General features: G+C 71.5%; 15 protein-coding genes. 8 read left to right on the plus strand and 7 right to left on the minus strand.

All coding sequences use genetic code 11. The features are described from left to right. On the plus strand, positions 1-386 hold a 386-nt coding region (locus A6R01_RS03305), incomplete at its 5' end, for a transposase (protein WP_292603549.1). Between the two features lie 41 nt (positions 387-427). Here the strand turns inward: A6R01_RS03305 and A6R01_RS03310 are convergent. Continuing rightward, positions 428-718, minus strand: a complete 291-nt coding sequence (locus A6R01_RS03310; RefSeq protein WP_292603551.1) for a hypothetical protein — start codon at positions 716-718, stop codon at positions 428-430. A 235-nt stretch (positions 719-953) separates the two neighbouring features. On the opposite strand from A6R01_RS03310, the gene A6R01_RS03315 reads away from it, so the two are divergent. Then, positions 954-2,132: an HNH endonuclease signature motif containing protein gene (locus A6R01_RS03315; RefSeq protein WP_292603553.1), complete on the plus strand. Its 1,179-nt coding sequence runs from the start codon at positions 954-956 to the stop codon at positions 2,130-2,132. A gap of 11 nt (positions 2,133-2,143) precedes the next feature. On the opposite strand, the gene A6R01_RS03320 is transcribed toward A6R01_RS03315, so the two are convergent. Continuing rightward, complete coding sequence (locus A6R01_RS03320; protein ID WP_292603555.1) at positions 2,144-2,947, minus strand: alpha/beta fold hydrolase; 804 nt, start codon at positions 2,945-2,947, stop codon at positions 2,144-2,146. An 18-nt stretch (positions 2,948-2,965) separates the two neighbouring features. Here A6R01_RS03320 and A6R01_RS03325 point away from each other — a divergent pair, with 18 nt between their 5' ends. The 3 genes from A6R01_RS03325 to A6R01_RS03335 are packed head-to-tail and all read left to right on the plus strand — an operon-like array spanning position 2,966 to position 4,993. Beyond that, complete coding sequence (locus A6R01_RS03325; protein ID WP_292603557.1) at positions 2,966-3,835, plus strand: PPK2 family polyphosphate kinase; 870 nt, start codon at positions 2,966-2,968, stop codon at positions 3,833-3,835. After that, on the plus strand, positions 3,832-4,617 hold the full coding sequence (locus A6R01_RS03330; protein ID WP_292603559.1) for a HipA family kinase: 786 nt from the start codon (positions 3,832-3,834) through the stop codon (positions 4,615-4,617). Before A6R01_RS03325 ends, A6R01_RS03330 begins: the two co-directional genes overlap by 4 nt. Further along, positions 4,610-4,993: a DUF3037 domain-containing protein gene (locus A6R01_RS03335; RefSeq protein ID WP_292603561.1), complete on the plus strand. Its 384-nt coding sequence runs from the start codon at positions 4,610-4,612 to the stop codon at positions 4,991-4,993. Before A6R01_RS03330 ends, A6R01_RS03335 begins: the two co-directional genes overlap by 8 nt. 65 nt (positions 4,994-5,058) lie before the next feature. Here the strand turns inward: A6R01_RS03335 and A6R01_RS03340 are convergent, their stop codons facing one another. From A6R01_RS03340 to A6R01_RS03355, 4 genes are all read right to left on the minus strand, one after another. Next, positions 5,059-5,802 (minus strand): sirohydrochlorin chelatase, encoded by a 744-nt coding sequence (locus tag A6R01_RS03340; protein ID WP_292603563.1) that lies wholly within the window; start codon positions 5,800-5,802, stop codon positions 5,059-5,061. Between the two features lie 111 nt (positions 5,803-5,913). After that, complete coding sequence (locus tag A6R01_RS03345; protein WP_292603565.1) at positions 5,914-6,660, minus strand: phosphoadenylyl-sulfate reductase; 747 nt, start codon at positions 6,658-6,660, stop codon at positions 5,914-5,916. Continuing rightward, positions 6,657-6,824 (minus strand): hypothetical protein, encoded by a 168-nt coding sequence (locus A6R01_RS03350; RefSeq protein WP_292603567.1) that lies wholly within the window; start codon positions 6,822-6,824, stop codon positions 6,657-6,659. The genes A6R01_RS03345 and A6R01_RS03350 overlap by 4 nt, the downstream gene beginning before the upstream one ends. Beyond that, on the minus strand, positions 6,824-8,557 hold the full coding sequence (locus A6R01_RS03355) for a nitrite/sulfite reductase (RefSeq protein WP_292603569.1): 1,734 nt from the start codon (positions 8,555-8,557) through the stop codon (positions 6,824-6,826). The genes A6R01_RS03350 and A6R01_RS03355 overlap by 1 nt, the downstream gene beginning before the upstream one ends. A 353-nt stretch (positions 8,558-8,910) precedes the next feature. Here A6R01_RS03355 and A6R01_RS03360 point away from each other — a divergent pair, with 353 nt between their 5' ends. Beyond that, on the plus strand, positions 8,911-10,353 hold the full coding sequence (locus A6R01_RS03360) for a glycine hydroxymethyltransferase (RefSeq protein WP_292603571.1): 1,443 nt from the start codon (positions 8,911-8,913) through the stop codon (positions 10,351-10,353). Positions 10,354-10,426: 73 nt separating this feature from the next. Here the strand turns inward: A6R01_RS03360 and A6R01_RS03365 are convergent, their stop codons facing one another. Next, positions 10,427-12,100, minus strand: a complete 1,674-nt coding sequence (locus A6R01_RS03365; protein WP_292603573.1) for an acyl-CoA dehydrogenase family protein — start codon at positions 12,098-12,100, stop codon at positions 10,427-10,429. Between the two features lie 17 nt (positions 12,101-12,117). Between A6R01_RS03365 and A6R01_RS03370 the strand changes: the two genes are divergently transcribed. Both A6R01_RS03370 and A6R01_RS03375 read left to right on the plus strand, forming a co-directional pair. Continuing rightward, positions 12,118-13,068 carry a YihY/virulence factor BrkB family protein gene (locus tag A6R01_RS03370; RefSeq protein WP_292603575.1) on the plus strand — a complete coding sequence of 317 codons (951 nt, stop codon included), beginning with the start codon at positions 12,118-12,120 and terminating at the stop codon, positions 13,066-13,068. A 63-nt stretch (positions 13,069-13,131) separates the two neighbouring features. Further along, complete coding sequence (locus tag A6R01_RS03375) at positions 13,132-14,226, plus strand: TrkA family potassium uptake protein (RefSeq protein ID WP_292603577.1); 1,095 nt, start codon at positions 13,132-13,134, stop codon at positions 14,224-14,226. The last annotated feature ends 1 nt before the right edge of the window (position 14,227 follow it).

Below are 14,227 nucleotides of genomic sequence, written 5' to 3' on the forward strand. Positions count from 1 at the left end.
CACCCATAGACGCCTCCTCCGGCGACCAGGTCCGGCACCGGCTGTCGAGGGCTGGGAACCGGCAGATCAACCGGACGCTGCACATCATGGCCACCGTCCAGCTGCGCAACGACACCGAAGGTCGCGCCTACTTCGACCGCCGCAAGAGCGACGGGAAGACCTCGATGGAAGCCATGCGCGCACTCAAGCGACGGCTCTCGAACATCGTCTACAAGACCATGCTCGACGACGCCGTGAGAGCGAAGGCGACGGGCCCGGGAGGGCAACGAGGTAGCGACTCTGACTCCAGCGCGCCCGGCTCTCAACCTCCACACCGGCTCTTCGGACAAGCCACTCCGGGGCCCGTCGCCGACCAGCCTAGAACGCCCCTGCCAAAGGTGTCTTGACACAGAGGGGAGCCACGACCGAGCTGCGGCAGAAGCGGACGTCAGACGCCGAGCATGAAGGACAGGGTCAGCGCCGCGAAGCACCAAGCAAGCAGAACTCCGAGCCGCCAACCCACTCGGCTCCAATCCTGGGTCCGGTAGGCACTGACAGCCAGCAGCAGGCAGGGCACCGTGAGCGATGCCGACACGATGACGCGGTAGGCAACCTTGGGCCCCGACGGCTGAGCGTCCAAGGCACTCACGTTGCGTGCGACCAAGTACCACGCAAGAAAGCCGATGAGCGCGACTGAGACCGCGACGACCGTTAGATGCCGCCTCCGGTAACTGCTCACCTTGGCAGCATAGAAGCCCACATCTTCGTTCGCTCATCGTCAGATGGGTGCATGCGGTCGCCAATCGGTTGCTCCCTAAAAGCGCTTGTGTCGGCAGCGCTCGAAAGCCTGGGTCACGGTTGGGTCACGACTCCCGGCGGTGGTGTGGATCTGGCTGTTGTGGGGGTCGGAATGTCGGTGGTCTGGTGTGTGCTGAGGTATGGCGGTTCTCGGGCAGCAGCACCCTCTCGACCGGGTGGTCGAGAGGATCGATGCTGCCCTCGATGAGGGTCATGCGGCGTCGTTGATCGGGCTCGATCAGGCCGCGACGGCGAACCTGCTGCGTGGGCTGGCGCAGGTCGCATCCCGGCTCGATGCGTTGACCGCGACGGTGCTGGCGCATGCGACGCAGGTGCGGGTGGAGGAGACCAACGGCGCGACCACGACGGCGACGTGGTGGGCCGACGCCACCCACCGGACGCGGGCGACCGCGCACCGCGACGTGAAGCTGGCGGTCGCGCTGAGCAGGTTCACCGCGCTGGCCGAGGCGTTGGCGGAGGGGCGGGTGAACACCGAGCAGGCGCACGCGATCGCCCGGGCTCTGGGCGACCTGGAGACCGACGGTCCCGTGGACCTGGAGCCGGTGGTGGTCGAGCAGGCGGAGAAGCACCTGGTCGAGTGTGCGGACGGGTTCGACGCCAAGCACCTCAAGGTGCTGGGCCGCCACGTGTTGACGGTGGTGGCACCGGAGGTGGGTGAGGCGCATGAGGCGAAGCTGTTGGAGGACGAGGAGCGCCGTGCCGCGGAGAAGACCAGGCTGACGTTCGCCTCCGATGGGCACGGGATGGTGCACGGACGGTTCTCCATCCCCGCCCTGCATGGCGCGATGCTGGCGAAGGCGATCCAGGCGCTGACCTGGGCGAAGCAGGACCCGGCCGAGGTCCGCCAGTCGAAGCCGACACCGGTGGCGGCGGGGCAGGCGTTCACCGAGCTGCTGGAGCGTCTCGACGCGAAGGACCTGCCCACCGTGGGCGGTGTCGGGGCGACGGTCGTGGTGACGATGACCATCGACTCGTTGATGGGTGGCCTGGCGGCGGCAGCGTTGGACACCGGGGAGGTCATCTCCGCCGGTGCGGCACGCCGGCTCGCGTGTGAGGCCGGGGTCATCCCCATGGTGCTGGGCGGGAAGTCGGAGGTCCTCGACGTCGGTCGGCGGCGACGGTTCCACACCCGGGCCCAGCGGCTCGCGATCGCTCAGCGTGACAAGACCTGCGTCGTCGGTGGTTGTGACGCACCGCCGAGCAGGTGCCACGTCCACCACGTGATTCCGTGGTCAGCAGGTGGCTCGACCAGCGTCAAGGACGGGCGGCTCTACTGCTCGGCCCACCACGCGATGGTCCATGACCCGAAGAGATCCGGACGGCTGCGCACGTAGGCCAGCCGATCTCAGCCCATCTCACGCACCCAGGCGATGACCTGGTCGGCGACCCGCTCCCAGCCGTGGTCGAGCATCACGTCGTGCCCGATGCCGGGGACGATCACGGCCTCGGTGCCCCAGGCGGCCGCGGTGGCCTCGACGTCGGCGACGCGGAAGATCGTGTCGTCGGCGGCGCCCAGCACGCGGACCTCCGTCGCACGCGGGCCACGGCCCGACGCCGGCCGCGGCCGGTCGAGGGCCAGCATGTCGAGGAACGCGCGGAACGACTCGCCGTGCAGTCGCGACCGCACGGCCGCCACGACGGAGTCGTCGGTGTCGGGGGAGAGGAACATCCGGCGTACGTGCTCGGGCTCGACCACCAGCATGCCCAGGTCGCGGCGCACGTTGGCGGCCAGGAACGTCCCGGTGCGCTGCCGCGCGGTGTCGAGGGTGACCCGCCAGACCCCGGCCGGCGGCATGGAGGCCAGCAGCACGGCACCGCTGAGGGCGGGGCGGTCGATCCGGCCGACGAGGTGCTGCACCACGCCGCCGCCCATCGAGTGCCCCACCAGGACCGGAGGCGGACCGCCGGCCGGGAGACCGCGCAGCACCTCCACCACCGAGTCCACGTAGTCCCGCAGCCTCGGCCCGTGCCGCAGCGAGCGCAGCCGGGCGGCGTCCAGGCGCGAGCCGTGCGCCGGCAGGTCGGGCGTCGTGACCTGCAGGCCCGCCGCCTCCAGACGCTGGGTGAACCCGTCGCGCCAGCACCAGGCGCCGTGCCACGCCCCGTGGACCAGGACGACGTGCGGCAAGGGGGTCTCGGTGCTGCTCATGGCTGACATGATGGCGCAGTGATCCAGCACCACCTGCGCGTCCCGCCCGGCCCGGTCGACCTGGGGGAGTGGGCCACCGACGCCACTCCCGGCTTCGACGGCGACAAGGAGGAGGGCAAGGCGACCCTCGAGGAGGTTGGTGCCGAGCTCTCCGAGCTCCAGGAGCGTCTCTACGCCGAGGGTCGTGTCGCCGACGACGCTGACGACGCTGACAGCAAGCCCGGTCGCGGGGTGCTGCTGGTCCTGCAGGGCATGGACACCTCGGGCAAGGGCGGCGTCGTGCGCCACACCGTGGGGCTCGTCGACCCCCAGGGCGTCGACATCACGGCGTTCAAGAAGCCCACCGAGGAAGAGCTGCGCTACCACTTCCTCTGGCGCATCCGCAAGGCACTGCCCGGCATGGGCCGGATCGGCGTCTTCGACCGCTCCCACTACGAGGACGTGCTGATCGCCCGGGTCCGCGAGCTGGCCGAGCCAGACGTGATCGAGCAGCGCTACGACGAGATCAACGACTTCGAGGCCGAGGTGCTCGCCTCGGGCGTCCGGGTGGTCAAGGTGATGCTGCACGTCTCGCCCGAGACCCAGAAGGAGCGGCTGCTCGAGCGCCTGGACCGGCACGACAAGCACTGGAAGTTCAACCCCGGCGACATCGACGAGCGACAGCGGTGGACCGACTACCAGCGGGCCTACGAGATCGCCCTGGAGCGCACCAACACCGAGGTCGCGCCCTGGCACGTCGTGCCCGCGGACCGCAAGTGGTACCGCAACCTCGCGGTCGCGATGCTGCTGCGCCAGACGCTCCAGACCATGGCGCCGGCCTGGCCCCGCGTCGACCTCGACGTCGAGGAGCAACGTCGACGGCTCGAGCAGGAGGACCCGCTGCAGTGAGTGCGTTGGACCGGGTGCGCGTCACCCGCTACGTCACCCCGCTGCGCGAGGGAGGCTCGCTCCCGGGCATCGTCGAGGCCGACGACCTCGGCACCTACGTCTGCAAGTTCCGCGGCGCCGGCCAGGGGCTGCGCGTCCTCGTCGCCGAGGTCATCGCCTCCGAGCTGGCCCGACGTGTCGGGCTGCGCACCCCGCGCCTGGTCGTGCTCGACCTCGACCCCGCCATCGCGCGCTACGAGGCCGACGAGGAGGTGCAGGACCTCCTCAACGCCAGCGCGGGCGACAACCTCGGCATCGACTTCCTGCCCGGGGCCTTCGGGTACGCCGACGGGGAGGCGGGCACCCCCGAGGACGCCGCCCGGGTCCTGTGGCTCGACGCCTTCATCGCCAACGTCGACCGCTCCTGGCGCAACCCCAACCTGTTGGTCTGGCACGGTGACCTCTGGGTCATCGACCACGGCGCCTCGCTGTACTTCCACCACGCCTGGCCGGGTGGCTCGCTGACCCGCGACGGGGCGGCCCAGCGCTTCGCCGACCAACCGTGGGACCCTTCCGACCACGTTGTCGATCCCGCCGAGGTCGACCTGGGCGCCACCGATGCCGCGCTGCGCGCCGACCTCGGGCCCGAGGTGTTCGCCCAGGTCCTCGACCTGGTCCCGGACGCCTGGCTCGAGCCCGTCCCCGGCGCGGAGACGCCGGCGCGGGTGCGGGCGGCGTACGTCGACTTCCTCAGCGCGCGTCTGGCCTCGCGCGCCTGGCTCCCGGGAGGCGCGGGTGCCTGAGCTGCTGCCCTACCAGTACGTCGTCATGCGCTGCGTCCCGCGCGTGGAGCGTGAGGAGTTCGTCAACGTCGGCGTCGTGCTCTACAGCCAGGCTGCCGACCTGCTGGAGGCCGCCTGGCACGTCGACACCGACCGGGTGCGGTCGCTCTTCCCCGCCCTCGACGTCGCCCGCCTCTGCGACGCGCTGACCTTCGTCGAGGGGGTCTGCGCCGGTGACGAGCGCGGTGGATCGGCCGCGGCCCAGTCCCTCGGCCAGCGCTTCGGGTTCCTCAAGGCGCCGCGCAGCACCGTGCTGCAGCCCGGCCCGGTCCACGGCGGACTGACCGTCGACCCCCGGGCCGAGCTGGAGCACCTGCTGGAGCGCCTGGTGCGCTGAGTCCTGGTCGAGCCGGCGTATCGATACGCCGGCTCGACCAGGAAGCGCGGGTCAGACGGTGCAGGTCAGACGGGGACGAGCTCGACGGCGCCGACGGCGTAGCGGGCCAGCACGACCCGCGCGACCTCGGGGTGGGCACCCAGCGGCGCGGAGACCGCGACGGCACCGGCCTCGAGGGCCAGCTCCGCAGCGCGGTCGGGCAGGAAGCCCGGCGCGAGGAAGAGCGAGGCGACCGCGATGTGGCGGCGACCCTCGGCGCGGAAGGCACGCACGGCCTCGCCGGTGGCCGGCGGGGCGGCCGAGGCGTAGGCAGCGGTGACGGGCAGCTTGTGGTGGCTGCCCCACACCCGGGCCAGGCGCGCGACGGCCTGGTTGGCCAGCGGGTCGCTGGTGCCGGCGGCGGCCAGCACCAGGGCGTCGAGCTCGCGGACGCGGGCCGCGCGCAGCGCCTCGCGCAGCCGCTCGTCGAGCACCTGCAGGAAGCAGGTCTCCAGGCCCAGCACGTCGGTGGCCTGGATGCGCACCTGCGGGTGCCGCTCGGTGGCCTCGGCGATGGCGGCGGGCACGTCGACGGTGGCGTGGTGCGCCTCGGTGAGCAGGAGCGGGACGACGACGATCTCGTCGTGGCCGGCCTTCACCAGCCGGTCGACGACCGTCTGGAATCCGGGGCGGGAGAGCTCGAGGAAGGCCGGCTCGACCTTGAGGTCGGGACGGACGGCCCGGACCTCGTCGACGAGGGCGCGGATCGTGGCGGCCGAGCGGGGGTCACGGCTGCCGTGGGCGAGGGCCACGAGGGCGGGAGCTGCCATCGGGTGCCTCCTTCTCTGCGATCTTCACTGCTTCTGTGTGGGGGTCGAGCTCGCGGTGCGACGCTGCACTCGCGGGTGGTGCTGGCGGTCCGGGTGGACCGCCGGGACGGCTCACATGTGGATGCCGCACTCGGTCTTGTTCGTGCCGGCCCAGCGCCCGCTGCGGACGTCCTCGCCGGGGGCGACGCGTCGGGTGCAGGGTGCGCAGCCGATGGAGGGGTAGCCGTCGTAGACCAGCGGGTTGACCAGCACGCCGTTCTCGGCGATGTAGGTCTCGACCTGCTCGTCGGACCAGCGGGCGATGGGGGAGACCTTCACCTTCTGCTTCTTGGCGTCCCACCCGATGACCGGCGCGATGACGCGGTTGCGGGTCTCGGCCCGTCGCAGGCCGGTGGCCCAGGCGTCGTACCCGGACAGCGCCTGCTGCAGCGGCGCGACCTTGCGCAGCGCGCAGCAGCGGTCGGGGTCGGTGCGGAAGAGGTCCTTGCCCTCGGTCGCGTCCTGCTCGGCCACGCTCTGGACGGGCGTGATGGTGAGCAGGTTGACGTCCATCGTGGCCTCGACGGCGTCGCGGGTGCCGATGGTCTCGACGAAGTGGTAGCCGGTGTCGAGGAAGACCACGTCGATGCCGGGGACGACCTTCGCGGCCAGGTGGGCCAGGACGGCGTCACCCATCGAGGAGGTGATGCAGAACCGGTCGCCGAACGTGGCGGCCGCCCACTCGATGATGGTCTCGGCCGGGGCCAGCTCGAGCTCGGCGCCCCAGTGGGACACCAGCTCGCGCAGCTCCTCCGGCGAGCGGCCCTCGGTGTGGGTGGCGCGGTTCTCCCGCGCGGCACGTGTGGTGGCGGACGTCATGAGGCTCCTCCCGACTGCGGCGGCCGGGCCAGGTGCCCGATCAGCCGCAGGGAGAAGGCGCGCCGGCAGGCGTGGCATTCCCACGTGCCGTGCTCCGCGGCGTGGGGACGCAGGTCCTCGTCACCGCAGTAGGGGCAGTGGAAGGGCACGGCGCGCTCGGACATCAGGAACCGCCGCCCGAGGCGGCACCGTCGAGCACCTTGTCGCCCTTGAGAAGGGCCTCGTCGGCACGGTGCACCCAGTCGGCGAAGCTCTCGCCCTCGGTGCGGTCGGCCAGGAAGTTGGTGACCACGACGGTCACGTAGTCGTCGAGGCCGGCGCTGGTGACCTTGTGGGCGCGCAGCTTGCGGCCGAAGTTCGCCTTGAGGCCGGTGGCGCCGCCGAGGTGCACCTGGAAGCCCTCGACCTGCTGTCCCTCGTGCATGACGAGCTGACCCTTGAGGCCGATGTCGGCGACCTGAGTGCGCGCGCAGGCGTTGGGGCAGCCGTTGACGTTGACCGAGATCGGGGTGTCGAGGTCGGGGAACCGGCGCTCGAGCTCTGCGACGAGGTCGCGGGCGCGGTTCTTGGTGTCGACGATCGCGAGCTTGCAGAACTCGATGCCGGTGCAGGCCATCGTGTTGCGGCGCCACTGCGAGGGCCGGGCCGAGAGGCCGATCTCCTCCAGGCGGTCGAGGAGCTCGTCGACACGGGCGGGGTCGGCGCCGATGAGCACGATCTTCTGGTACGCCGTCAGGCGGGCGCCCGCGAGCCCGAACTCCTCGATCAGGCCGGCCAGGTCCAGCAGCAGCGTGCCGGACACGCGGCCCACGACGGGTGCGACGCCGACGTACTTCAGCCCGTCCTTCTGGTCGTGCACGCCGATGTGGTCGCGGAAGCCCACCGGGGACTCGGGGGAGGGGCAGGAGGCGAGCGGAGCACCGAGGTACTCCTTCTCCAGCACCTCGCGGAACTTCTCGATGCCCCAGTCGGCGACGAGGAACTTCAGCCGGGCCCGCGAGCGCAGCCGGCGGTAGCCGTAGTCGCGGAAGATCGAGGCGACGCCGGCCCACACGTCGGGGACCTGGTCCAGCGGGATCCAGACGCCCATCTTGGCGGCCAGCATCGGGTTGGTGGACAGCCCGCCGCCGACCCAGAGGTCGAAGCCGGGGCCGTGCTCGGGGTGGACGGTGCCGACGAAGGACACGTCGTTGGTCTCGGGGGAGACGTCGTGGTCGGGGTGGCCGGTCAGCGCGGTCTTGAACTTGCGGGGCAGGTTCGAGAACTGCTTGTCGCCGATGTAGCGGCGCTTGATCTCCTCCAGCGCGCTGGAGCCGTCGATGATCTCCTCGGCGGCCACGCCGGCCACGGGCGAGCCGAGGAACGGGCGGGGCGAGTCACCGCACGCCTCGATCGAGGACAGGCCGGCGGCGTCGAGCTTCTCCCAGATGGCGGGGACGTCCTCGATCCGGATCCAGTGGTACTGGATGTTCTGCCGGTCGGTGACGTCGGCGGTGTCCTGGGCGAAGTCGCGACCGATCTCACCGAGCGCGCGGACGGCGGCGGCGTCGAGCAGGGCGCCGTCGGAGCGGACCCGCAGCATGAAGTAGCGGTCGTCGAGCTCCTCCTCCTCCATCGAGCCGGTGCGGCCGCCGTCGATGCCGGGCTTGCGCTGGGTGTAGAGCCCCATCCAGCGGAACCGGCCGCGCAGGTCGGCGGGGTCGATGGAGTCGAAGCCGCGCTTGGAGTAGGTGTTGAGGATGCGGTCGCGCACGTTGAGCGCGTCGTCGTCCTTCTTGGACTGCTCGTTCTTGTTCAGCGGCTCGTTGAAGCCCAGGGCCCACTGACCCTCACCGCGCTTGGGGCGCGGGATCTCGGTGTGCTGGGGGCGGGTGCCGTGGAAGCGCAGGTCGGGCATGACTGACTCGGGTGTCCTTCGCTGAGGGCGCGGCCGGCGGGCCGCAGGAGGAGGTGGGTGCTCGGGTGCTCAGCGGGGTCGACACATCGCGCTGCGGGTGCGCCCGAGGTCCACGTGGCGGCGTACCACGAGCCAGGCGTGCGTGGCGGCGAAGGTCATGTCAAGGAGTCTCAGCCCGCGGACCCCGGTCCCGCCACCGTTCATCTCATGAAGTGAGATCACGATCCCGACATCTGGGATACCGGTGGCATGTGGTGAGCGTGGAACGGGTCCTCGGTGCGGCGCACGTCACACCGCTCGCGCGGCGCGGTCCAGCCCACCGACCTCCTGGGCCGAGCCGTAGGCTGTGCGCCATGACCGACGTCTCCCGCCTCACCAGCAGCGCCTACAGCCAGGCCCTGGAGGTCATCGCCTCCGTCGAGCCCCGCATCGCCGAGGCCACCCGTGCCGAGCTCGCCGACCAGCGCGCGTCCCTCAAGCTCATCGCGAGCGAGAACTACGCGTCCCCGGCCGTGCTGATGACGATGGGCACCTGGTTCAGCGACAAGTACGCCGAGGGCACGGTCGGTCACCGCTTCTACGCCGGCTGCCAGAACGTCGACACCGTCGAGTCCCTGGCCGCCGAGCACGCCCGCGAGCTCTTCGGCGCCGAGTACGCGTACGTGCAGCCGCACTCGGGCATCGACGCCAACCTCGTCGCCTTCTGGTCGATCCTCGCCCACCGCGTCGAGGGTCCCTGGCTGGAGAAGGCCGGGTCGAAGAACGTCAACGAGCTGACCGAGGAGGACTGGGAATCGCTGCGCCGCGAGCTGGGCAACCAGCGTCTGCTCGGCATGAGCCTGGACGCCGGCGGTCACCTCACCCACGGCTTCCGCCCCAACATCTCCGGCAAGATGTTCCACCAGCAGCAGTACGGCACGGACCCCGAGACGGGCCTGCTGGACTACGACGCGGTCGCCGCGAAGGCTCGCGAGTTCAAGCCGCTGGTCCTCGTCGCCGGCTACTCGGCGTACCCGCGCCGGGTGGACTTCGCGAAGATGCGCGAGATCGCCGACGAGGTCGGTGCCACGCTCATGGTCGACATGGCCCACTTCGCCGGCCTGGTGGCCGGCAAGGTCTTCACCGGCGACGAGGACCCGGTCCCGCACGCCCACGTCGTCACCACGACCACCCACAAGTCGCTGCGCGGCCCCCGCGGCGGCATGGTGCTGGCGACCGAGGAGTACGCCCCCTCCGTCGACCGCGGCTGCCCGATGGTGCTCGGTGGCCCGCTCTCGCACGTGATGGCCGCCAAGGCCGTCGCCTTCGCCGAGGCCCGCCAGGACGGCTTCCGCGCCTACGCCCAGCAGGTCGCCGACAACGCCCAGTCGCTCGCGCAGGGTTTCCTCTCCCGTGGTGCCGACCTGGTCACCGGCGGCACCGACAACCACCTGGTGCTGCTCGACGTCTCGAAGTTCGGCCTCACCGGTCGCCAGGCCGAGTCCGCGCTGCTCGACGCCGGCGTCGTCACCAACCGCAACTCGGTGCCGAACGACCCCAACGGCGCCTGGTACACCTCCGGCATCCGTCTCGGCACCCCGGCGCTGACCACGCGCGGCTTCGGCCACGACGAGTTCGACACCGTCGCCGACCTCATCGTCACGGTCCTGCAGAACACCGAGGCCGGCACCACCAAGGCCGGGGGGCCCTCCAAGGCCTCCTACGCCCTGGGTGACGGCGTCGCCGACAAGGTGCGGGCCGCCTCGGCCGAGATGCTCGACAAGCACCCGCTCTACCCGGGCCTCGACCTGGCCTGACCTCAGCCTGTCCAAGCGCTTCGGAGGGGCGCGGGCGCTGGCCCAGGTTCCCGAGCGCTCGAGGCCCGCGGGCTCAGACGGTGGGGGTGGTCCGAGTCACCACCGCGCCCAGGTCGCCACCGTCCAGCGCGCCGAAGACGCCCTCGGCCGACGGGCCGAGACGGGATGCGCAGAAGATGTCGGCGACCTCGGCGGGTGCGTGACGCACGAGCAGCGACCCCTGCAGCACGGCTGCCATCCGGCCGGCGAGGCGGCGGGCCTGACGCTCGAGCTGGTCGGGCTCGCCCATCAGAGCACCGATCATCGCGAGCGTGTCCTCGATGGCGCGGTCCAGGCGGGCATCGCCGCCGCGGGCCCTGCCGACCTCGGTGATCCAGGCGTCGAGCACCTCGGGCTCGCGACCCAGCGCCCGCAGCACGTCGAGGGCGTTGACGTTGCCCGAGCCCTCCCACACCGAGTTCAGCGGCGCCTCCCGGTAGAGCAGCGGCATGCCCGACTCCTCGACGTACCCGTTGCCGCCGAGGCACTCCAGGGCCTCGGCGACCATGAAGGGGGTGCGCTTGCAGACCCAGAACTTCGCCAGCGGCAGCGCGATGCGGCGCAGCGCCCGCTCGTGCTCGTCGTGCGGCGCGTCGACGGCCGCGGCCAGGCGCATCGCCAGGGCGGTGGCCGCCTCGGTCTCCACGTGCAGGTCGGCGATGACGTTCTGCATGAGCGGCTTGTCGACCAGGCGCGAGCCGAAGGCCGAGCGGTGGGTGACGTGCCAGGAGGCCTCCGAGACCGCGCGGCGCATCAGGGAGCTGGAGCCCAGGACGCAGTCGAGGCGCGTCGCGGCCACCATCTCGATGATGGTGCGCACCCCGCGGCCCTCGTCGCCCAAGCGGTGGGCGACGGTGCCGTCGAACTCCAGCTCCGAGGAGGCGTTGGAGCGGTTGCCGAGCTTGTCCTTCAGGCGCACGACGTCGAGCTGGTTGCGGGTGCCGTCGGCCAGCACCCGCGGGACGACGAAGCACGTGACGCCGCCCTCGGTCTGTGCCAGGACGAGGAAGACGTCGTTCATCGGGGCGCTGGTGAACCACTTGTGGCCGTGCAGGGTGTAGGTGCCGTCGGCGCCGGGCACCGGGACGGCGCGGGTGACGTTGGCCCGGACGTCGGATCCGCCCTGCTTCTCGGTCATGCCCATGCCGGCCAGCGCACCGACCTTGTCGGTCAGCGCACGGACCCCCGGGTCGTAGCGTCGCGACGCCAGCAACGGCGTCCAATCCTTGGCCAGGGCGTCGTCGGCCCGCAGCGCCGGCACGGCGGCGTATGTCATGGAGATGGGGCACCCGTGGCCGGGCTCGGTGTGCGACCACGCCATGAACCCGGCGGCGCGACGCACGTGGGCGTGGGCAGCGCCGTCGGCCTGCTCCTCCCACGGTGCGGCGGCCAGGCCGTGCCCGACGGCGCGCTCCATCAGCCAGTGCCAGGACGGGTGGAAGCGGACCTCGTCGACGCGGTGGCCGTAGCGGTCGTAGGGGGTGAGCTCGGGGTGGTGCTCGTTGGCGAGCATTCCGTGCTCGCGCGCCTCCGCGGAGCCGGCCTCGGCGCCGAGGTCGACCAGGGAGTCCAGCACCTCCTGGGACCCGTGCCGCAGGACGGCCTCGACGAGGGCTGCGTCGGCGGTGACGACGTTGTAGCCGGCGAGCGGCGGGGCCTGGTTGGACACGACGCGCAGGTCGGCACGAGCGGGGGTGCGGGGCTCCATGTGGCTACCGTAGTTCCATGCCCTCGGTCAGCGGTCGCGCCCTCGACGGCGACCGGGTCCGGGAGGCCTCCCGGCACGTCGCGCACCAGGTGTGGCGCCTGGTCGTGACGACCGTCGCTTCCTGCCTGCGCTACCGGGTCACGGGGCTGGCCGCCGAGGCCGCCTTCTTCGCGGTGCTGTCGGTGCCGCCGCTGGTCTTCGCCCTCGCCGGGGGCATCGGCTACGTGACCGACCAGTTCACCCCCGCGCAGGTCGAGGACGTGCGGGCCGGGGTCCTGGAGTTCTCCTCCCGCGTGCTCACCGACCGCGCGGTGAGCACGGTCATCGAGCCCACCATCGACGACGTGCTCGAGGGCGGTCGGTTCGACGTCATCTCGCTGGGGTTCGTGCTGGCGCTGTGGTCGGGCTCCCGGGCGCTCAACGTCTTCGTCGACACCATCACGGTGATGCACGGCCTGGGCGGGGAGCGCGGGATCGTCCGCACCCGCGCACTGTCCTTCGTGCTCTACGTGCTGGCGATGATCACCGGCATCGTCTCCATCCCGCTGGTGGTCGCGGGGCCGACGCTGGTGCGGCAGGTGCTGCCCAACCGCGTCGACATGCTGATGACGTTCTACTGGCCGCTGGTGGTGGTGCTGAGCATCTGCTTCCTGGCCACGCTCTACCACGTGTCCGTGCCGGTCCGCACGAACTGGTCCTTCAACCTCCCCGGCGCCACCTTCTCGCTGGTGGCCTGGGTGCTCGGCTCCTACGCCCTGCGCTGGGTGCTGACAGTCACCGCCGCGGACTCCCGCTCCATCTACGGCCCGCTCGCCGCACCCATCGCCGTCCTGCTGTGGCTCTACCTGGTGGCCATCGCCGTGCTCATCGGCGCGGCGGTCAACGCGGCCTTCGACACCGTCTTCCCGCAGGCGGCCACCACCCGTGCCCGGGCCCGTCGTACGTCGGAGCGTGCCCGTGTCCAGTAGGTTGCTGCTCCGGTGGTCGGCCCGTCGGGCCGGCGAGCGCGCGGACCGAGACGTGGTGGGGGCATGGTGAACGAGGACGACGGGGTGCCCCGGCGCGTCCCCAACCTCGTCTCGCTGCCCGAGCGCGTCCGGTCGCCGTGGTTCGAGCTGAGCCGTCGACTGCTGCTGGCGCTGGGCATCCTGGTCGGCACCGTCCTGCTGGTCTGGATCGACCGCGACGGCTACGTCGACAACGGCGACCCGGGCTCGGGGGTCAGCCTGATCGACGCCATCTACTACACGACCGTCACGTTGAGCACGACCGGCTACGGCGACATCGCCCCGGTGGAACCGCACGCGCGGCTGATCAACGCCTTCGTCATCACCCCCGCCCGCATCGCCTTCCTGGTCCTGCTGATCGGCACGACCCTGGAGGTGCTGGCCTCCCAGGGCCGTGAGATGTTCCGGGTCGCACGCTGGAGGAAGCGCATGGGCAAGCACGTCGTCGTCATCGGCTACGGCACCAAGGGCCGCAGCGCGGTCGAGACGCTGGTCAACAACGGCACCGAGCTCGAGGACGTCGTGGTCGTCGACCCGAGCCCCGTGGCGATGCAGGACGCCCACGCCGACGGACTGGCCGTCGTCACCGGTGACGCCACCCGGCGCGAGGTGCTGCGTCGCGCGGGGGTCGCCGACGCCGAGCAGGTCATCATCACCACCGACCGTGACGACTCCAACGTGCTGGCGACCCTCACGGTGCGCCAGCTCAACCCCGATGCGTGGATCGTCGCGGCGGTGCGCGAGCAGGAGAACGCGCCACTGATGCGCCAGTCGGGCGCGGACTCGGTCATCACCTCCTCCGACGCCGTCGGTCGCCTGCTGGGTCTCTCGACCGTCTCGCCGACCCTGGGGTCGGTCATGGAGGACCTGCTGACCTACGGCGACGGTCTGGAGGTCGCCGAGCGCGAGCTGCTGGTCTCCGAGGTCGGCCAGCAGCCGCAGCGGCTGCCCGACCAGGTGATCGCCGTGGTGCGCGACGAGAAGGTCTACCGCTACTTCGACCCCGTGGTGACCCAGCTGGCCCGGGGCGACCGGCTCGTCGTCGTACGGCCCGCCAAGGAGCTGCCGTGGGCGCCGCGACCCGGCACGCACGGCGAGGACCTGGCCGAGGACGCCTGAC

The organism is Nocardioides sp. REDSEA-S30_B4 (assembly GCF_001627265.1).
Classification (GTDB): Bacteria; Actinomycetota; Actinomycetes; order Propionibacteriales; family Nocardioidaceae; genus Nocardioides.